Annotated in this window: 17 protein-coding genes; 10 read left to right on the top strand and 7 right to left on the bottom strand. The window is 53.4% G+C overall.

What is annotated here, in order from left to right; all coding sequences use genetic code 11:
- Positions 1-11 precede the first annotated feature (11 nt).
- The 3 genes from AC3CB2_RS03165 to AC3CB2_RS03155 all read left to right on the top strand — a co-directional run bounded on the left by AC3CB2_RS03165 (position 12) and on the right by AC3CB2_RS03155 (position 3,723).
- On the top strand, positions 12-1,499 hold the full coding sequence (locus AC3CB2_RS03165; protein WP_008549875.1) for a flavin-containing monooxygenase: 1,488 nt from the start codon (positions 12-14) through the stop codon (positions 1,497-1,499).
- 302 nt (positions 1,500-1,801) lie between these two features.
- A complete protein-coding gene (locus AC3CB2_RS03160) occupies positions 1,802-3,286 on the top strand; it encodes a type III effector (RefSeq protein ID WP_352930907.1) in 1,485 nt (494 codons plus the stop codon).
- Positions 3,287-3,486: 200 nt separating this feature from the next.
- Positions 3,487-3,723 carry a hypothetical protein gene (locus AC3CB2_RS03155; RefSeq protein ID WP_008549615.1) on the top strand — a complete coding sequence of 79 codons (237 nt, stop codon included), beginning with the start codon at positions 3,487-3,489 and terminating at the stop codon, positions 3,721-3,723.
- 169 nt (positions 3,724-3,892) lie between these two features.
- On the opposite strand, the gene AC3CB2_RS03150 is transcribed toward AC3CB2_RS03155, so the two are convergent.
- The gene (locus tag AC3CB2_RS03150) at positions 3,893-4,771 is read right to left on the bottom strand and encodes a DMT family transporter (protein ID WP_352930909.1); all 879 of its coding nucleotides are present in this window, start codon (positions 4,769-4,771) and stop codon (positions 3,893-3,895) included.
- A 145-nt stretch (positions 4,772-4,916) separates the two neighbouring features.
- Between AC3CB2_RS03150 and AC3CB2_RS03145 the strand changes: the two genes are divergently transcribed.
- A complete protein-coding gene (locus AC3CB2_RS03145; protein WP_352930911.1) occupies positions 4,917-5,417 on the top strand; it encodes a MarR family winged helix-turn-helix transcriptional regulator in 501 nt (166 codons plus the stop codon).
- Between the two features lie 173 nt (positions 5,418-5,590).
- Here AC3CB2_RS03145 and AC3CB2_RS03140 read toward each other — a convergent pair whose 3' ends face one another.
- Positions 5,591-5,995, bottom strand: coding sequence for a hypothetical protein (locus AC3CB2_RS03140; protein WP_352930913.1), 405 nt, complete (start codon positions 5,993-5,995; stop codon positions 5,591-5,593).
- A 129-nt stretch (positions 5,996-6,124) separates the two neighbouring features.
- A complete protein-coding gene (locus tag AC3CB2_RS03135) occupies positions 6,125-7,222 on the bottom strand; it encodes a zinc ABC transporter substrate-binding protein (RefSeq protein ID WP_352930915.1) in 1,098 nt (365 codons plus the stop codon).
- Between the two features lie 272 nt (positions 7,223-7,494).
- Between AC3CB2_RS03135 and AC3CB2_RS03130 the strand changes: the two genes are divergently transcribed.
- The 3 genes from AC3CB2_RS03130 to AC3CB2_RS03120 all read left to right on the top strand — a co-directional run bounded on the left by AC3CB2_RS03130 (position 7,495) and on the right by AC3CB2_RS03120 (position 10,139).
- Positions 7,495-7,974 (top strand): Lrp/AsnC family transcriptional regulator, encoded by a 480-nt coding sequence (locus AC3CB2_RS03130; RefSeq protein WP_008549632.1) that lies wholly within the window; start codon positions 7,495-7,497, stop codon positions 7,972-7,974.
- 243 nt (positions 7,975-8,217) lie between these two features.
- Entirely contained in the window at positions 8,218-9,339 is a 1,122-nt protein-coding gene (locus tag AC3CB2_RS03125; RefSeq protein ID WP_352930917.1) for a saccharopine dehydrogenase family protein, read from the top strand.
- A gap of 212 nt (positions 9,340-9,551) precedes the next feature.
- Complete coding sequence (locus AC3CB2_RS03120) at positions 9,552-10,139, top strand: dihydrofolate reductase family protein (RefSeq protein WP_352930919.1); 588 nt, start codon at positions 9,552-9,554, stop codon at positions 10,137-10,139.
- Positions 10,140-10,188: 49 nt separating this feature from the next.
- On the opposite strand, the gene cydC is transcribed toward AC3CB2_RS03120, so the two are convergent.
- Both cydC and cydD read right to left on the bottom strand, forming a co-directional pair.
- Positions 10,189-11,925, bottom strand: coding sequence for a thiol reductant ABC exporter subunit CydC (cydC, locus tag AC3CB2_RS03115; protein ID WP_352930921.1), 1,737 nt, complete (start codon positions 11,923-11,925; stop codon positions 10,189-10,191).
- Positions 11,922-13,727 (bottom strand): thiol reductant ABC exporter subunit CydD, encoded by a 1,806-nt coding sequence (cydD, locus tag AC3CB2_RS03110; protein ID WP_352930923.1) that lies wholly within the window; start codon positions 13,725-13,727, stop codon positions 11,922-11,924. The genes cydC and cydD overlap by 4 nt, the downstream gene beginning before the upstream one ends.
- A 452-nt stretch (positions 13,728-14,179) precedes the next feature.
- On the opposite strand from cydD, the gene AC3CB2_RS03105 reads away from it, so the two are divergent.
- Positions 14,180-14,680 carry a hypothetical protein gene (locus AC3CB2_RS03105; protein WP_054784739.1) on the top strand — a complete coding sequence of 167 codons (501 nt, stop codon included), beginning with the start codon at positions 14,180-14,182 and terminating at the stop codon, positions 14,678-14,680.
- A gap of 48 nt (positions 14,681-14,728) precedes the next feature.
- Here AC3CB2_RS03105 and AC3CB2_RS03100 read toward each other — a convergent pair whose 3' ends face one another.
- Positions 14,729-16,228 carry a CoA-acylating methylmalonate-semialdehyde dehydrogenase gene (locus tag AC3CB2_RS03100; RefSeq protein ID WP_352930925.1) on the bottom strand — a complete coding sequence of 500 codons (1,500 nt, stop codon included), beginning with the start codon at positions 16,226-16,228 and terminating at the stop codon, positions 14,729-14,731.
- A 190-nt stretch (positions 16,229-16,418) separates the two neighbouring features.
- Between AC3CB2_RS03100 and AC3CB2_RS03095 the strand changes: the two genes are divergently transcribed.
- Both AC3CB2_RS03095 and AC3CB2_RS03090 read left to right on the top strand, forming a co-directional pair.
- Positions 16,419-17,309, top strand: coding sequence for a LysR family transcriptional regulator (locus AC3CB2_RS03095; RefSeq protein ID WP_352930927.1), 891 nt, complete (start codon positions 16,419-16,421; stop codon positions 17,307-17,309).
- Between the two features lie 112 nt (positions 17,310-17,421).
- The gene (locus tag AC3CB2_RS03090; protein WP_352930929.1) at positions 17,422-18,261 is read left to right on the top strand and encodes a hypothetical protein; all 840 of its coding nucleotides are present in this window, start codon (positions 17,422-17,424) and stop codon (positions 18,259-18,261) included.
- Positions 18,262-18,351: 90 nt separating this feature from the next.
- On the opposite strand, the gene AC3CB2_RS03085 is transcribed toward AC3CB2_RS03090, so the two are convergent.
- On the bottom strand, positions 18,352-19,863 hold the full coding sequence (locus AC3CB2_RS03085; RefSeq protein ID WP_352930931.1) for a phosphomannomutase/phosphoglucomutase: 1,512 nt from the start codon (positions 19,861-19,863) through the stop codon (positions 18,352-18,354).
- Between the last annotated feature and the right edge of the window lie 11 nt (positions 19,864-19,874).

Raw genomic sequence — 19,874 nt, 5'->3', positions numbered from 1 at the left:
GGGTGGCTGACATGGTGAAGAAGAAGAAAGTTGCCGTCATTGGCGGCGGCGTGAGCGGTCTTGCGGCTGCGAAAGCCTTTGACGAGCGTGGACACCGGGTGTTCGGGTATGAGCGCACGCACGATTTCGGCGGGGTTTGGGAGCTTTCCAGATCCTATCCGGGGGTGCAGACACAGTCTCCGAAGGATCTGTATTGCTATACGGATCTGCCCATGCCGGATGAGTATCCGGAATGGCCTAAAGGACCGCAGGTGCATGCCTACCTGCATTCCTACGCCCGCAAACACAAGCTGCATCGGCTGTTTCAGTTGAACACATCCGTGCTTTCCATGGATCGGCGGGAAGACGGCCAACCGGGTTGGACGCTAACACTGGATGCGGCGGGTAAGGTTCGTAAGGAGGACTTTGACTTTGTTGTTATTTCAACTGGTCAGTTTTCTGAGAAGAACATCATCAGTCATCCCGGACAGGAGGCGTTTGAGGCACAGGGTGGTGCGGTGATGCACTCCTCCGACTACACTGATCCTTCCCGCGCTCAAGGCAAACGGGTCGTGGTGCTGGGCGGTTCCAAATCAGCGACTGATGTGGCGGTGAACGCGGCGCAGAATGGAGCGTCACAGGTAACACTGGTGTATCGCGAGCCCGTGTGGCGGGTGCCTTACTTTGTGGGCGGCATTAACTTCAAGCGGTTGCTTTACATGCGGGCGCAGGAGCTGCAGTTCAACAGCTGGGGCAGAAATCCGTTGCAAAAGGCTATGGCTGCACTGGCCAAGCCGTTCATCTGGGCGAACTTCCGTGGGCTTGAGATGCTGTTGAAGCTTCAGTTGGGGCTGAAGAAGTGGGATATGGTGCCAAAGGTGCCGATTGAGAAGGACATCTCCTGCTCTATTCCCATCGTTACCCCCGGTCTGTTTGAGGGCTTTAAGAGCGGCAAGATCAAGCCGGTTCAGGGCACCATTGATCATTATGAGGGTGATCAGGCTGTGTTGACGACAGGCGACAAGGTTGGCTGCGACGTGTCCGTGCTGGCCGTTGGCTGGAAGCTGGGTATTCCATACTTGGCAGAGGAGTATCGTAACAAGCTGATTGAAGATGACGGGCAATATCGCACTTACCGTCTTTCCGTGAACCCTGACCTGCCAGAAATGGGGTTTGTGGGCTTCAACTCCAGCTTCTGTACGGTTCTTTCAGCCGAGATGATCGCCAACTGGCTGGTGCGGTATGCAGATGGGCAGTTGGCCAATCAGCCATCCGACACGCAGATGCGTCAGAACATTGATGAGATGTTGGACTGGCGACGGGATGACCGACCTGCGGCGCAGGTTTATGGCGGGCTGTGCTCCGCTCCGTTCCACTTCAAGCACTTTGACGAGTTGCTGCAGGACATTGGAGCGGCCAAGCGCAAGCGCAGCAATCCGCTGGCTGAGCAGTTCTCCTACCCCAATGCACAGGCCTATGGGAGTTACCTAAAGTCAGCTCCACAGTACTTTGCGCAATAACAAGATCGTGAGAGACCGTCATCCGTTAAGCCTGCAGCGGCAAAAGGCTGTTTCTCACGGTTAAAGCCTAAATGGTTCTCTTGCGCCTTGTGCTTCGCGGAAGGTGCTGGAGAACCTGTTATAAACGGTGGTGGGCCGAGTTTTAATCAAACCGGTGTCAACATGACAATGCTGGCATAACCATCGTGAACTTTGTGAACACGCCACGAGACATTTTATCGATTATTTTAAAGCCCATGCAATGCGCCCCCGACATTGTTCAGAGATGAAGTCGTATGGTCATCTTTCTGAGGAGTGTGTCTATGCTGGGTGGAGCACAACAACAACCTGAGGGATCAGGAAATCAAGACGAGCTGAGCTGGGCGAAACGCGTTTTCCAGGAGCTGAGCATCAAATTTCCTGATGATGTGCAGCAGGCTGCGCAGATTCTAGCCAGCGTCCCCAAAGACGACAAGCTCACCGTTGCCGATAACAAGGCCGTTGAAGCGTCGATTGCACAGATCGCCTCTGAAAGTAAAGCCGCTCACAAGACAGCTGATAGCCTGATCAAGAGTATCGTGACCGTGTTCACGCGCCTTGAAGGGGATGATGAGCTGAAAGGCACGTTGGATGCCATGAACGCCTATACGGGTGATAACCCGAAATATGGTGTTGTGGGACAGCTGGGCGCCGGTGGTTTCACCAAGATTGTCGACAGTGCCAAGAAGGGCAAGGAAGACAACGATATTACGATCCGCGAAAAAGGTACCGCTTATTTCGATCTGTCCAACTCCCCTGCTTTCCGGCAGGCCATGGAGAAAATCTACAACTCTCCTGAACTTCAGGAGAAGATGAAGGACATCATTGATATTGAGTACCTGAAGAGCTTCAAGTTTGGACGTCCGCGTAATGCGAGATCCGACGCTGATCCAGATGAGCTGAAGCTTTACACCTATCGGAATGAGAACAAGCAGAACGCCTCTGAGCATCCAGAGCTTTATGGCGAAGTGCCCGGTTCCGAGCAAGTTGATGGACCGGTTCCGCAAAACGATGCGCTTGCCGGACAAAGCCTGACGGCCAACCAGCGTAAGTATCGTGAGCGCAGCAAGAAAGGCGGCGATGGTGCCTGGGCATCAGCTGCTGATTTGAAGGCGAACAAGCGCCTGACAGAGCGCGAGGAGAACTTCGCAAGAACCAATCCACGCAACCGTCATGACCGTGAGGACTATCAATTCAAAGAAGGCAAACCTGTCAAAGGCGGCGATATGCCTGACGATAAGGTGATTGTTGAGCATCAGCCTGGCTTCTCTGTCTGGGATGTGAAAGACGGCACTGGCTTTGCCAAGGATGCCGAGATGCACAACAAGCCGACGGTGGCAGGTCCGTCCGGTACAACAGACCGCTTCCTCACCGGTATTCGCCTGCTTGGTAAGGGTGTGATGAAAGAGCTGGGTCTGGAAGGTCCAAACGCTGAGAACCAAGTGAAAGAACTTGGGCGCTGGCTGGCCACGGGATATCTGGTTGGTGATGAGCACCACTCTGCCGTGGAAGTGAACCTAGGTGCTGCCAACCACGGCCTGAAGCCTCAATGGGGTTCTGATCTTTATACAGAACCATTCTCTGAGCCGATCAAAGGCAAGGGTTTTGAGATCTCCAGTGAAGAGGTTGTTGGCGAGCTTGAGACCAAGCTGGAAACTGCCGAAGAAGATGCGGTGAACAGAGATGCTTATCGCTTCGATCTGGAAGGTGGCTCGAAGGGTAAAGTGATGCCGGATGGTAAGGTGCAGGCACCGAAGCCTTCCAGATAGAGGCATCTGTATCCAGAGGCTTTGTTCTATAAAACAGGCCGTTTGAGAACAGAAAATTTCATGAAAATTGGGCAGCCCAAACCGCGTGTTTGGGCTGTTTCTGCGTGGTTGCGGGGCCAATCCTTAACATCCGTTAGGAGAATTTTAATGGAATCATTTCACAATGAGAACATAGGAAGAACATCGGGTGCTAAATTACTATGTCCAAGAAGTTTCAGTGGCGTCAGCTTTGGAGAAATGTCCCTGATCACAGCGTTGGTACGGGCGTTCTTAGTACTGAAATGAGCATGCGCGTGCATCGCGAAGACGGCGATACACACCGTAAGCCATGGCGGTGGGAACTGCACCACAACGGTGTTGTGTGCAAAGGTGACGTCAACGACAAGGTTGAGGCCATGCAAAAAGCGCAGGACGCTTACATCGCTTACCTGCGCTAATCTTTCGTTCTCCACGTTGATGCATGTTCCTTCCCGAAAACCGAACCCGAATTTCGGGAAAACGCTTTAGAGCATGTTGCGCCCATTTGCATTCACGCCTCATACTCTAACTTCTTTATTTTGAGCGAATTCTTGTCGTTTGATTGAACTCAATCAAACGGAACGCGATCTAGCTGGTTGCCGCCGCATCTTTCGTTTGTGTTGCAACTTTCGCCGCGCTTGGAGTCTTCAGGGCGTAGACGATACTTCCCAGCACGATGATGATGCCAGTCCACTGGCGCCAGCCAAACTCCTCCCCAACTAGCAACTGCCCGCAGAGTACTGCTGAGACTGGGTTGACCAGTGACAGGAAGCCGATGGTTGTGGGATTGAGTTGGACGATACCATTGAGCCAGTTCACAGAAGCCCAGCCCATCCCTAAAATGCCGATCCAGAAGAACGCCAGTGCCATATTCAGGTCTGGTACTGGAGCAGCGCCTTCCAGCATAAGCGCGATTGGTACGGCGTAAAGACCGCCAAGGGTTACGTGCCAACCGGTGTACGTCACCATGCTGACATCTGGCCTGCCCCACTTCCCGCTCAAATAAACGCCGGTGAAGGTGCTCAAGCAGGCTGCGAGTGCAGCGCTGATACCGATCCAATCCAGTTCCACAGCCCCCAGCAGCAACATGCCAACGCCGAACAGGCCGATGAGTGAGGCAAACATCTGGCGTGCGACCGGCGTTTTGCCGTCCAGTATCCAAATGTAGAAGATGATCTGCAGCGGCAGCGTTGCCATGAGGGTTCCGGCCATGCCGCTTGGGAGGCGAAAGGCGGCGATGAACACGAAGAAGATCATGGAAAGGTTGGTCAAACCAATGATCATGGCCCGCTTCACCCATTGGCCTTTCAGCACACCTGGTGCAAAGGCAAGAAGCAGCAGGCCGGCGGGTAGCAAGCGGTAGACGACCATCCAGACCGGATCTTCTGATGGCAGAAGCAGCGTGGTGACAGCGTAGGTGGTGCCCCAGATGGCGGGGGTGAGCGCTGTGCGCAGCTGAACGAGCATAATATCTCGACCTCAATTATTTCGATTTCAAACTAAATTACACGATGCTTAGGATGTATACGCAGAACCGTCAAGTATCTTGATATCAAGTAATTCCTCTGCAATATACAGCAGATTGCTGCGAGCCAGATTATTGAGAGTGACCATGAGTGATCACGTTGCACGCGTCGTGCGCCAGTGGAAGAGCGAGTATCCTGAGGTCGATGCCAGCCCGATGTATGTGCTGGCGCGGATGATGCGGATCAACATGCAGACCAACAAGGATCTTTCGGCCAACTTTGCCAAGTTTGGTCTGGCGACGGGTGACTTTGATGTTTTGGCAACCTTGCGCCGGAGCGGCGAGCCCTACGCGCTGCGCCCGACCGAACTCACCAAATCCAGCATGCTGACATCAGGCACCATGACCAGCCGGTTAGACAAGCTGGAGAAGCTGGGGCTGGTGTGCCGCAATCCTAATCCAGAAGACCGCCGTGCGCTGATGATCCACCTGACAGATAAGGGCCGCGCGCTGGTGGAAGAAGTTGCCGCCAAGCATTTTGCGTTAGAAGCGGAGATGCTGAAGGTGCTGGACCCGAAAGATCGGGAAGCTCTGGAAGGTATTCTGGAAAGATGGAGCCACAGGCTGGAAGAAGAAGGTGCGATGTAATCCCCATCAGGGAGATCACACCCGTCTATGCACCTGATCTTCTCGCAGGCCCTTTATGAAAACTGGTAGAAGATTTTCGGGAGTGCGTTTGCAGCCCATGGCCCCAGTTTGGGGGTGAGCGAAACAGGCAGCCCATATTGATATGGAGCCGCCTTTTTCAATAACTTAAACACCTAAAGCGGGATTTTTGTTTCGTACCCCAGGTATTCTCTGACTTTTTTCACAATGATGTCTGCAGGAATACTATCTAAAAACCAAGCTTCGAAGCTCTTATGCTCCTCCAAAACATAACGTCCCTGTACGACATCAGCTTTGCTTGGAGGAAACAAGTGAACGTAGTTTGAGTTGATAAAAATAAAAAAGTTTCTATCTGGATTATCTTTATCTACTCGCCTAAACCCGTAGCTAACTCCGAAAGTTTCTCCGGGAATGTAGCATTTTTCAAGTCTTGGAAACTCGCGGAACTCTTCACAAACGCCGCCCATTTCCGAAACCTTCTTTTTGATTGCTATTTCAACTAGCTGTACACTTTTTCGAGAATGCTCTGAAACATCGATTTCAACTACCGTTGCGGTCATCGTCTGAGCACATCCGATTAAAAGCAAACTAGCAAAGAGTAGAGCGGCCCTGAGAGGTCTAAAGTTCATCAACTTTTGTTCCCAAATCATTCAAGGCCGCTACTAATAACAGATTCGATTGCTGAAAAATCACAAACTGCCAGAGAGGCAGGTGTTGAACGCGGAACCCATCTGCTTAAGCAGCTCTGTGTAAAGCTGCGGACCAGAGTCCAGAGTGGACCCTAGTGGATCGATCTCAGCAGAGTTTACGCCAGTTCCCTCTTTCAGCACTGCAACCATTCTAGGATTGAACTGAGCCTCTGAGAAGACGCAGCTCGCACCCAGATTTTCCAGCTTAGCGCGCACTTCAGTCAGGCGCTTTGCACCTGGCAGCACTTCGGGGCTGACAGTCACGGAGCCAACTGCGTTGAGGTTATAAGCCTCTTCGAAGTAGCGGTAAGCATCGTGGAACACCACGAACGGTTTGCTCTGATAGTCTTTGAGATCCGCTTTCAGAGCATCTGAAACCTTGGAGATCTCCTCAGCTTCCGCTTTAGCATTAGCAGCGTACTTGGCAGCATTTGCAGGGTCAGCTTTTGAGAGCGCTTCTTCAATCTCATGCAGCATTGCGATGGCATTTTGCGGATCGAGCCAGATGTGCATGTCAAACGCTTCTGCCCCATGATCAGCGTGATCTGCATGCTCAGCATGTTCCTCATGCTTTTCATGATCATGGTCTGCGTGCTCTTCGTGCTTCTCATGGTCATGGTCCGCATGCTCTTCATGCTTTTCATGATCGTGGTCGGCATGTTCCTCATGCTTCTCTTCGGCGTAGTCGGCATGTTCTGCATGTTCAGCAGCAGTTTCGCCTGCATGATCACCGTGATCATGTCCTTCGAAGTTGCCGCCTTCACGGAAGTTCAGAAGAGTAAGACCATGGGCGTCTTTCAGCGTTACAACAGTTGCGCCGTCCGCAAGGTTTTTAAGCGGAGTCTCAAGGAAGCTCTCCATCTGAGGTCCAACCCAGAACACCACATCCGCATTTGCGATTTTGCGCGCGGTGGACGGACGCAAGCTGTAGGTGTGCGGGGACCCTGCTCCTTCCACCACCAGATCAGGTGTACCAACACCTTCCATGACGCTCGCGACAAGCGAATGGACCGGCTTGATAGAAGCCACCACTTTGACCTCAGCCTGTGCCAGAGCCGGGAAGGAGACGCTTCCTGCGAGAAGGCCAAGAATACTCATTGAACTCAGGAGATGCTTCATACGTGCCACAACCATCCGTTATAGTATTACATTCAAATTTTGTTACTTTATAACGTCACATATTTTGGAGCGCAACGGGCTTTTTGGGATTTCTGCAGCCTTGGGAAAACCTGAAGATCAGATATGAGTTTATCCTTTGATCTCAAAGGCTTTGTCGGCAGATCGCATCGTAAGCTGTTAGTTTTGCCTGATCATACTGCCAAATTGACGATATTGCTGTTATATTGCCGCAAAAATTTGAAGGACATTGTATGGCCGAGATTAAGGATGAGCTGGACCGTAAGCTGATTGCCATTTTGCAGGGTAATGCCCGGGAACCGGTTTCTTCAATTGCGCGGCGTCTGGACGTTGCCCGCTCCACCGTTCAGGAGCGTATTGCCCGCCTTGAGCGCAAAGGGATCATTATCGGCTACACAGCCATCCTTGGGGATGAACAGGATCAGAAGCGCGTTCAGGCCCTTGTGATGCTTTCTGTGGCTCAACAACGTTCTCGCGAGTTGATTGCCCAGCTGGAGTCCTATCCTGAAATTCGCAGCTGCCTGACTATCTCCGGTGAGTTTGATCTCTGCCTTATTGTGGAGCCGGATCGTCTGGAAGAGCTGGATGCGGTGCTCGATGAGATTGCTGCTATCCCGGGTGTAGAACGCACACGTTCTTCTATCGTGCTGACGAAGAAGTTTGAACGGCAGCGCCCTTTCATGCCTCAAAACACCTATAGCATTGAGAAGTAAGAGCTCTTGCGCATTCGTATATTTTGCCCAGGTGATTTAAATGGCCTCAGCTGTGTATTTTCACTGAGGCGAATCGTGTGCGCCTTACACGCTTAGATCGTCATTTTCACTTTTTTAATGTCAATATGACATAATCACCGTCACTTCAACGAGATAAAACGTCATTTCGGCAAGTTGCCCCGTAAACTCCGGCAGTGTTTTCACGTAGACTCCGAGTCAATCGAAACAAGCTTGGAGGGGCTTATGAGCCGACATCATGTTGCTGTTGTGGGTGCAGGTAAGATCGGTGGGATGATTGCTGCACTGTTGCAAGGTTCAGGTGACTATCAGGTCAAAATGCTGGACCAGAGTGTGGAAGCGCTGGGAGCGCTGGACGTGCCGCATGTGACAACAGAAGCACTGGACGTGAGTGATCTGGGAAAACTCACGGAAGCTCTTAAAGGATGCGATGCAGTTATTTCCGCTGCACCGTTTTTCCTGACGCCGGTGATCGCGCAGGCCGCCAAAGATGCAGACTGTCATTATCTTGACCTGACCGAAGATGTGGCCAGCACTGCGGAAGTGGAGAAGATTGCAGAAGGCGCCAACAAGGCGTTTGCTCCGCAATGCGGCCTCGCTCCCGGTTTCGTTTCCATTGCCGGTTATGATCTGGCAAAGCAGTTTGACAGTCTTGAAGACCTGCATCTGCGCGTGGGCGCCCTGCCCCGTTACCCGACCAACAAGCTGAAGTACAATCTGACTTGGTCCACCGATGGTCTGATCAACGAGTACTGCAACCCTTGCCTTGCTATTGAGAATGGCGAGCTGACCAAGGTGCCTGCTCTGGCAGGCCTGCAGCATTTCTCTCTCGATGGCGTTGATTATGAGGCGTTCAACACGTCCGGTGGTCTGGGCTCCCTATCCGAGACGCTGAAGGGTAAAGTGCAGAGCCTGCGTTATCTTTCCATCCGCTATCCGGGTCATCGTGACATCATGGAGTTGCTGCTGAAGGATCTGGGCTTCATCAACAAGCGTGAGCTGCTGAAGGAAGTGATGGAAGATTCCATTCCTGTGACCATGCAGGACCGTGTTCTCATCTTCATCACTGCCACTGGTATGAAGGATGGTCGTTTCCAGCAGAAGTCCTACTCTCACGTGGTCAATGACCGTGAGATCATGGGCAAGCACTGGAGCGGTATTCAGATTACTACCGCAGCCAGCATCTGTGCCACGCTGGATCTGATGATGGAAGGCAAGCTGAACGCAAAGGGCTTCGTGAAGCAGGAAAGCATCAACCTGCACGACTTCCTCTCCAACCGCTTCGGCAGCCTGTACAACAACGGTGATACCGATCATGAAACACCGGGCAATCAGATGGCTGCTTAAGGCTGACTGATCCTCGTGATCCATAAGAGAACTCAAGCGCGGTCTCAGATCTGGGGCTGCGCTTTTTTACAGGTATCGATGCAAGGCGTGACGCGCCCTGTATTATGCATAGATTTTAAAAGGCACGTTTCAACTTCCCTCGCCCTTCTTAGTTTCACCATGGGCGACTTGCATACTCAGTTCACTTCATATGGCCCCGGAGACCAGACGTCATGCGTGATCTTGCAATTCTGACCTTCCAAAGCGTTGATGGTGTCATGCAGGCGCCGAGCCATCCTGATGAGGATCGCTCTGAGGGGTTTGATCTTGGTGGGTGGGCACAGCCCTACTGGATGGAGGTGATGGAGCTTGTAAAAGCCGAAGCCATGTCCCTGCCCTACGACTTTCTTTACGGGCGTAAGACCTACGATCTGTTCGCCGCTTTCTGGCAAACGGCAGATCCTGACGATCCCGCCACCCAAGCTATCAACTCAGCTCAGAAGTATGTGGTGACGTCTCAGCAGGATGATTTGGGATGGGTCAACACACAGCGCATCCATGGGGATCTGCCTGAGGTGATTGGTGCTTTGAAAGCGATGGACGGGCCACTGCTGCAAGTACATGGAAGCTGGAGGCTTGTTCAGCAGCTTCTGGAGCATGATCTGATTGATGAGTTCCGGCTTCTGACCTTCCCGGTGATCCTTGGCAAGGGCAAGAAGTTGTTTGAGGATGGCGCACCGGTTCGCGCGCTAAAGCACATCAAGTCGGGGCATACGGCGGGTGGTGTGAAGATGGATTTTTATCGGCGCACTGCGGAATGAATGCGGCGGCAAAGCACTGGCAACGTCAGGCGTCACCAGTGCGTTTGTTTTAATCGTCGCGAAGGCGACCTTTGATTTCGTCAGAGAGTGGCAAAGCAACTTCCGTCAGCTTACCCTCATCCAGCATCAACACGCGGTCTGCGCCTTCCAGCTCGCTGGCACGGTGAGAGACCATAAGCACGGTCTTGCCACGTGTCATGGCGCGGAAGGAGGCCAACACTTTATCAGCTGTCGCATGGTCGAGGCCTTCGGTCAGCTCGTCTGCGATCCAGATTTCCGGATTGCGCAGGTATGCACGGGCGAGCGCCAGACGGCGGCCTTCCCCACCAGACAGGCCAAGACCACCTTCACCCAAACGGGTTTCCAGCTTCTCCTGACGGCCTTCTACCAGCTCTTTCAGACCAGCGTGGGCCAGAGCTTCCCAGAGCTCGGCATCTGTTGCGTCTTCGCGTGCCACACGCAGGTTTTCTGCGATGGTGCTGTGGAAGATCTGCGTGCGCTGTCCGACAACAGTCAGGGTTGCGCGGAGTTTGTCTTCTGCCAGACAGCGCAGTTCAACACCGCCGATCTGGATAGAACCGTTCTGCGGAGTTTGCAGACGCGCCACGATGGCTGCCAGAGTGGATTTGCCAGCACCACTTGGGCCAATGACCACGGTACGGCTGCCGGTTGGCAGAGCCAGGTCAACATTGTCCAGAATAGCAGCAGCCTTTGAGGTGTAGGCGAACTGGATATCCTTGAGGCTCAGTGCATCGTTGCCTGCTTCAAACACAGGTGTCTCAGAGTTGCTGCGCGCCGTTTGCAGAGCTTCGCTGTCCTGCCCCACTGTAAGCAGAGAGCGGACGCGGTCAGCTGCACCGGACATCTTGCTCCAGCTGCCAGCGCTGTTGGCGATGGAGATGAGCAGCTCTGGCAACGCGAGGGCCACAAAGGCGAACAGAGCGATGTGCTTCAGCTCCATTTGGCCTTGCTGATAGGAATAGGCTGCGAACAGGAACGTCACTGCCACCATCACCTGGCTCATGGTGCTGACAACGGCCTGATTGCGCATGTCGGTCAGTTCGGTCTGCTCTTGCGCATCGTCCAGCTGGTTGACGGCTTTCAGAGCTGCCTGACGCTGTTGTTCCAGACCACCGAAAACAGAAAGATCACGGCGACCACGCACCAGATCTGAGACTCGGACGCGCAGAGCATCACGGGCTGCGTTGAGCCTGCGCGCATGTGCTTTCTGGCGATGTCCACCGGACTTTGCCAGAACTGTCAGCCCTGCTGCCTGTACCGCACCCAGAGCGATGGACGCCATTGGAGAGTACTGCCAGAGGATGACGAGGGTCAGACCAGTGATAATGGTTGCAGAAGCAAGCGGAACCACCAGACGCAGGAACAAACCATCAAGCTGATCCACGTCGCTCACCACGCGGGAGAGCGCAGTTGCAGAGCGTTGGCTTAAAGTGCCGTTGCTTTCGCGGGCGACAAGGCCACGGAACACGCCGGAGCGTAGGTTAGCCAGAAAGCGGAAAGTGGCATCGTGGGTAATCACCCGCTCCAGATAGCGACCGAAGATACGGATGGCGGCATACCAGCGAATGTGGCTCGCAGCAGCGCTGTTAAAGGCTATCGCGCCAGCAGACAGGCCTGCGATGGCGGTTGCGGTGATGAAGTAACCGGAAACGGCCAGCAGTGCGATACCAGCAGCAGCTGGAAGGAAGGCCAGAAACAGGCCACCCCAGAATGCTAAAGGCTCTTCTTTTTGCAGGAGCCAGATGATGCGAAGGGACGATCTCATTGCTCTTCTCCTTCACGTTCATTCACTTCAACCAGCACGCCTTCTTTCAGGGTCAGCACGCGGTCAGCAGACCCGACGACACGCGGGTCATGGGTAGCGACCAGAACAGGCTTGTTATGCGCCAGCTTCTTGAGAGCTGCGACCACTTTCTGCGCGGTTGCGCCATCCAGATCAGCGGTTGGTTCATCTGCGATGATCAGTCTTGCGTCTTTGCGCAGAGCTGCACGCGCCAGAGCGAAACGGCGACGCTCGCCTAGAGACAGGCCTTTGCCGTCTTCACCGATCTGACCAGACAAACCATCCGGGATTTTGGTGAGCAGCTCATCAACGGCTGCCAGCTTCAAAGCTTCGGTCAACGTTGCATCATCAGCGGACTTATCCGCGCGGCGCAGGTTAGCGCGCAGGGAGCCGTGGAACAGCTCTGGGTTTTGAGAAAGGACTGAGATGGCTTGTTGCCAGTTGGTCAGGCCGTATGAGGTCAATGGCAGGCCGCCATATGCGATCTGGCCCTGATCTGCTGGCAGGAAACCAAGGATGCAGTCCATCAGAGTGGATTTACCGGTACCGCTTGGGCCTTTGACGACAACCAGTTCCGGCTCTCCCAAAGACAGGTTTACGTCCTCAAGGATCGTGCGGTGGCCGCGGGAGACACTAAGGCTTCTGATCGTCAGCGCGCCAGTTTCCGGCAGCGGCACAACATCAAGGCCTGTTCCGATGATATCTTCCAGACCGTCCTTTTCCAGCTGCTTTTGCAGCTCAACGATGTGATCCGCTGCCGCAAGGCCTGCTGCGCGGTCATGATAGGCTGCAGCAAAGGCGCGGAGTGGTGCGAAGTATTCAGGGACGATCATCAGCACGAATAGGCCCCCTGCCAGTGTCAGCGGAGAACCATAGGTGCCGAAGCTCCAGTCACCCAGCAGAGAGTAGCCAACGTAGATCGCTGTGATCGCGATGGCTGCAGCACTGAACAGCTCAAGCGCTGTGCTGGAGAGGAAAGCGATGCGCAGAACGCGCATGGTGGACGTGCGGAAGTCACCACCCAGTTTGCGGATGTCGTCTTCGGAGCGTTTAACTGCACCGAACAGGCGCAGGGTTTCCATGCCTCTGAGGCGGTCAAGAAGGAGACCACCCATATCAGCGAGAACGCCGAGCTGCTGATCGCTAGCTTTCTTCGCGCGGATACCAACGATTGCCATGAAGACAGGTACGAGAGGACCAAACACCAACAGGCAAAGTGCTGCGAACCAGCTGACGTAAGCAACGGATGCAATCAGTACGAGAGGGACAAGCGACAAACGTGCTTGAATTGGGAGGAAACGGCCCAGATAGGGGCCGATCGCCTGAATGTGCTCAACGGCGATGGATGCGATCTTACCACTTGCAGGAAGCTCTGTTGCCGGGGACAGGTTTGTCAGATTGCTCAGCAGGCTGGTTTCCAGTCTGTGACGCGCCTTGGAGGCTGCGCGAACGGCAATCTCACCACCCTTCACCTTCAGCACATGGCGAATGGCGGACAGGATAAGAATGGAGGCTGTTGCATAAAATGGATCGAGGCCCGGTCCGTGAGGATCAATCAGGCCAGCAATTGCCAGAGCCAGAAGTGCAGCCTGCGGAATCCAAAGGAGTTCCGAGAGGCCTTGCAACAATGCGCCGCGCTTCACCAGTTTCATTTCCGGGCGAACCGCTTCCTGAAGCCAGATCTGACCCGCGGACTTTTTGCGTCCACGTTTCTTGGCGGTGGCATCTGCCTCCGCAACTTCAGCATCGGATAGCTCTGTTACATCTGCTAGGTTTTCAGTCATTCCGCTTGTCCGGTTCCCTCTTAGCCGGGGCATCTGCCTGTAACTCTAATCAGCAATTTCCGAAAAAACTCTTCAATTGCCTAGACTTGCTTGCGCAAAGGAATCGACCCGTCCGGTGTTCCACTGCAACATGCTCGTTAGAATTACTCCAGTTTTTTAATAAATCGCAATAAACTCAGAGGCGAAGACCCCCCATTTAGTATGGGACATAAGCGCACAGGTGCGCGCATGGAGAGATCTAAGGTGCCTCAGAGCGCCTTGCTTTTGCCGAGGTTTACGGGGTTTTACCGAAGAGCTGCCACGATAAAAATCAAAATGGCTCATGGATTCCCGAATTTTCGGGAATATTAACTGCTTTCCGCTAGGGTCCCCGGGTTCTCTTGTACATCTCAGCCTACATCGAACTAACGAATTGATATTGCTGAATAACAACAAAAAGGAGAGAACCTGCCATGTTTCGCTCTTTTAGCCGTCTTTGCCTGACGGCAATTTGGGGCCTGGGCCTTACCTCCGCATCCATTGCCTCTGAAAAGCAAGGTTTTACTGCTGAGCGTAGTGATGTGATTCCGCCGCTGGAGATTTTCAAAACGATGGCGGATGATTTGCAGCCTCAGGGCTGGATCACCTTTCAGACGCTGGACGGCAAGCAGATCGTGAACTTTGCACCTATCATGTCGCTGCGTTGCAGGCTGAAGGAAATTAAGTATTCCATCGATTCCAAGGATCTCAATGAGAGCTTCCCTATTCCTGATTGCGATCCGGAATACCCCTTCCGCGTAGAAGCTCAGAGCATTCATCAGCCTTACATCATGGAATTTCCTGGCGGGACCGTGCAGGCGCTGGCAGTTCAATTGACGTGGGATGATGGCAGCAAGAGCAAAATCGCCTACTACGAGCCCTGCCGGGCTGTGGGGGCTGCCCCCTGCGCCTACCCTCTTGGCAGTAACGAATGAAAAAAGGCGCTCCGAAGAGCGCCTTTTCCAAATCTGTTTCCCGAAGGCTTAGCCCATTGTTGGGATAGAGAATTCTGCACCTTCTTTAACACCTGAAGGCCAGCGAGAAGTCACTGTCTTGGTGCGGGTGTAGAACTTGAAGCCGTCTGGGCCGTGCTGGTTCAGATCGCCGAAGCCAGAACGCTTCCAACCGCCGAAGGTATGGTAAGCGAGCGGCACAGGGATTGGCACGTTGATGCCGACCATGCCGATGTTGATGCGGCTTGCGAAGTCACGTGCAGTGTCACCGTCACGGGTGAAGATTGCAGTGCCGTTGCCGTACTCGTGATCCATTGGCAGGCTCAGAGCTTCTTCGTAGTTTTCTGCGCGCACAACGGTCAGAACCGGACCAAAGATTTCTTCTTTGTAGATGTCCATGTCTTTGGTTGCGTTGTCGAACAGGCAAGGACCAACGAAGTTACCGTTTTCATAGCCCTGCAGTTTGAAGTCACGGCCGTCTACAACAAGCTTAGCGCCCTGCTCTACACCGGAGTTCACCAGACCGAGGATACGGTCACGGGCCTGTGGGGTGATGACAGGACCGAAGTCTACGTCGTCGCCAGCGGTGTAAGGACCAACCTTGAGAGCTTCAACGCGTGGGATGAGCTTCTCGATGAGACGGTCTGCGGTTTCCTGACCAACTGGAACAGCAACGGAGATCGCCATGCAGCGTTCGCCAGCAGCACCGAAGCCTGCACCAACCAGAGCGTCAGCTGCCTGATCCAGATCAGCATCCGGCATGATGAGCATGTGGTTTTTCGCGCCGCCGAAGCACTGTACGCGCTTACCGGAAGCTGTACCGCGGGTGTAAACGTACTCAGCAATCGCAGTAGAACCAACGAAGCCAACAGCCTGGATGATCGGATCATCAAGGATTGCATCTACAGCTTCTTTGTCGCCGTTGATTACGTTCAGAACGCCGTCTGGCAGACCAGCTTCCTGCATCAGCTCAGCGAGCATCATAGGCACGGAAGGGTTACGCTCGGATGGCTTGAGGATGAAGGAGTTACCAGCTGCGATCGCAACACAGAACTTCCACATCGGGATCATTGCAGGGAAGTTGAATGGAGTGATGCCCGCAACAACGCCTAGTGGCTGACGCATGGAGTACATGTCGATGCCAGGACCAGCGCCTTCGGTGAACTCACCCTTCATCATGTGCGGTGCGCCGATGCAGAATTCTGCAACTTCGAGACCACGGATCACGTCGCCCTTCGCATCAGGGAAGGTTTTACCGTGTTCTGCGGACAGCTTGGATGCCAGCTTGTCCATGTCGCGATGAAGCAGGGATACGAACTTCATCATTACGCGAGCGCGGCGCTGTGGGTTGGTTTTTGCCCAGCCTACCTGCGCTTTTTCAGCGATCGCTACTGCTTCCTGCAGTTCAGCTGTGGTTGCCAGAGCAACTTTTGCTGTAACTTCACCGGTTGCCGGGTTGAAAACGTCAGCTGCGCGGCCAGACTTGCCTGCAACGCGCTGTCCATTGATGAAATGACCGATCTCTTCCATGAGGTCCTCCCTCTCCAGGTCTATTCTTGCGGCCCGCAAACGCATGCGTTTTACAGGTCTGCGAGCGAATTTCTTTATGCCCCTAGCATGAACTATATTTTTCGCATATCAATGAGATAATATTCGAAACCGTTGTGCGAAAATTAAATAACAAACTGCGCAGCACTTGGAATGGGAGCAATCAAAAATCATGAACTGGGATGATGCAAGAGTGTTTCTTGCCGTGGCGCGCTCCGGACAGATTTTGGGAGCTGCTCAAAGGCTAGGCCTCAACCATGCAACCGTTGCCCGCCGCCTCTCCGCGCTTGAGGCTGCATTACAGGCTAAACTGATTGACCGCCGAACCACAGGCTGCGCCTTGACCAGCGAAGGTGAGCGGTTCTTTGAGTTTGCTGAGAGCATGGAAACGGAGATGCTTTCTGCTCGCGCTGAAATCGGCGGGACGGATGTGGAACTTTCCGGCGCGGTGCGCATTGGTGCTCCTGATGGCTTTGGTGTTGCGTTTCTGGCTCCTCGCCTTGGCGCTCTTAATGAACGTTATCCCGATCTTACGCTGCAGTTGGTTCCACTCCACCGCGCTTTTTCGCTTTCAAAGCGCGAGGCTGATTTGGCCGTGACAGTGGGCCAACCAGAACATGGGCGGTTGGTGAGCCGTAAACTGACAGACTATTCGCTGGGTCTTTATGCCTCCCGTACCTATGCTGATCGCTATGGCCTGCCGCAGACCGAAGAAGAGCTGAAGCAGCATCGCCTGATTGGATATGTGGACGATCTGATCTTTGCCTCCTCTCTCAACTACTCCGCTGAGTTCTCCAAGGAGTGGCAGTCACGTCTGGAGTGCGCCAGTGCTCTTGGGCAGACGGAAGCCGTACGCGCTGGCAGCGGGATCGGCATCCTTCACGGGTTTATTGCGGACGGTAATGATGACTTCGTGCCTGTGCTGCCCGGACGGCGGATCTCACGCAGTTACTACCTTGTGACCCATGAAAGCGCGCGTCACCTGCGCCGTATCAAGGCTGTCTCGGATTTTATCAGTGACTTGGTAAAACAAGAGAAGGATCTCTTTAGAAACCACCTGTAACTCACTGATTTAGAGTCGGTTTCAAGCCTTTAAAATTATAAATTGTCATTTTTGATAATTTATAATATACAGTCGACATACCCTCCTGACTGTAACTTGAAGGCAAAATGAGATGATTGGTAAGCTTGCGGAGTACGTTGGCGTTCCTTTGGTTGTTGTCACTATCGTGGCGACCTTGCTTTACTTTGATTTTGGCGGATATCTGACGCAGGAAAGCCAGGCTGCTGATGGCAAGCATCAGCCCAAAGTGCTGGATGCGCTTGTCGCGGACATTCCCTCACTGCCCGTGATCAAGGGAGATTTTCCGAGTCTTTACAAAGACCTGCAGAGTCAAATTGAGAAAGAGATTCAATCAGGCGCTGATGAGCGGGTGTTGGCCAAGAGTTTACATGATATGCTTTATCGTGCCCTGCAGGTGTATCGACCACTTTTGAAGTATGCTGATGACGATAAAATCATCGAGGTCCTGAAAGCCAAGCGCGCCCTCACTTTGAAGCTGAAAAAGAGCAAGGGTGAGCTGATTTGTGCGCAGGTCTTTTCCGGGTCAACTGGCGCGTTTCTGGACAGCTACACAGAGGTGGAAAGCGAAAGCACCAAAGAAGGGCTGGTACTCTTCCAACTGCTTGCAGATGCGCAAGTAAAAGCCAAGGATGACGGGCTTGTCATTCAATACCCGGCAAAGCCATTGAAGAAGAAAATCCGTGTGACTGGTCAGGTAACAGATAAGCCGACTGATACGGACTTGTATCTTCCGGTGAATGCCGCCTTTGACGCACTTGTGAAAGTGTACCCAATGGAGTCACTGAGCCGCATTTTTGCTGCGGACCCGACCGACAAACAACTCTGTGACAGTGAAGTCCGCCTTTATGATGCGACCATTGGGTTGCCGAAACCGCATGGCCCAGCGGTGCGCAAGTACATTGTCGACCTGCTTTACTTTGCGGGCTACTAGCGATCCCCCACCCCTTGTGCGAGTAGTCCCATAACAAAAACGCCGCCCCCATAAGGCCGGCGTTTTTAGCGTCTTTATTCTGTTTAGGCGTTAGGCCAGTTCAGCAAGTGTCTGGTTGTAGTCACCAACCTCTGGATTTTCGCGCAGGACTGAATCCATTGCTTTGAACATCTCGTGCAGGCGCTCTTCAGAAACTGGGCTTTCCACCACAACAACCAGTTCAGGTTTGTTAGAGGAAGCGCGAACAAGGCCCCAGGTGCCGTCATCACAAACAACGCGAACGCCATTTACGGTGATGAGGTCATCAATGTCATGACCAGACACTTTCGCGCCTTCCGCCTTCATAGACTTGAAACGCTCAACAACACGATCAACCACATCGTACTTGATCTCATCTGCGCATTTTGCTGCCATGGTTGGGGAGCCCCAGGTCTTTGGCAGGTCACGGCGCAGATCAGCCATCGTCTTATCCGGGTTGCGATCCATCATATCTAGAACTGCAACAGCGGAGACAACACCGTCATCATACCCACGACCGATTGGTGGGTTGAAGAAATAGTGGCCGGACTTCTCGAAGCCAGCGATCGCACCAAGCTCAGTCACGCGGCGTTTGATATAAGAGTGACCGGTTTTGAAGTAGTCAGTCTTTGCACCATTGGCCTTGAGGACCGGGTCCGTGTGGTAAAGACCGGTTGACTTCACATCCACGACGAACTGGGTTTCAGGATGCAGTGCGGAGATATCGCGGGCGAGCATGACGCCAACTTTATCTGCGAAGATCTCTTCACCTTCGTTATCAACCACACCACAGCGGTCGCCATCACCGTCAAAGCCCAAGCCAACTTCGGCGCCGGTTTCCAACACCTTGTCGCGGATCGCATGAAGCATCTTCATGTCTTCCGGGTTCGGGTTGTAGTTCGGGAAGGTATGATCCAGCTCGCAGTCCAGTGGGATGACATCCACGCCCAGCGCTTCAAGAATACGCGGTGCGAAGGCACCTGCTGTGCCGTTACCACATGCTACGACAGCTTTGATCGGACGTTTCAGCTTCTCGCGTTCAGTCAGGTCCGCAATGTAGCGGTCTGCCAGATCCGGGTGATACTCATAGGAACCACCACCACGCAGATCACTTTTCCCTTCCAGAACGATTTCTTTCAGGCGCCCCATTTCTTCCGGACCAAAGGTCAGCGGGCGGTTTGCGCCCATCTTTACGCCAGTCCAGCCATTGTCATTGTGGGAGGCTGTAACCATCGCCACGCATGGGACATCCAGATCAAACTGCGCGTAGTAAGCCATTGGAGACATGGCGAGGCCAATGTCATGCACCTTGATGCCAGCGGACATGAGACCGGTGATTAGGGCCATTTTGATAGACGCAGAATAACCGCGGAAATCATGACCGGTTACGATCTCAGGGCGAACACCAAGTTCATGAATGAGAGTTCCGAGCCCCTCGCCCAGAGCCTGAATGCCCTTCAGGTTGATCTCTTCTTCAAAGAGCCAGCGCGCATCGTACTCGCGAAAACCGGTCGGCTTGACCAACGGTGTCGTTTCATAGGCCAAGGTGTTCGGCGTTAGCTGTGAAACCGGTTTAACTGACATATTTTCTCCTA

Source organism: Pseudovibrio sp. SCP20 (assembly GCF_057774105.1).
Note: the sequence above shows the minus strand (reverse complement) of the source record. Positions and strands in the feature narration are given on the sequence as shown.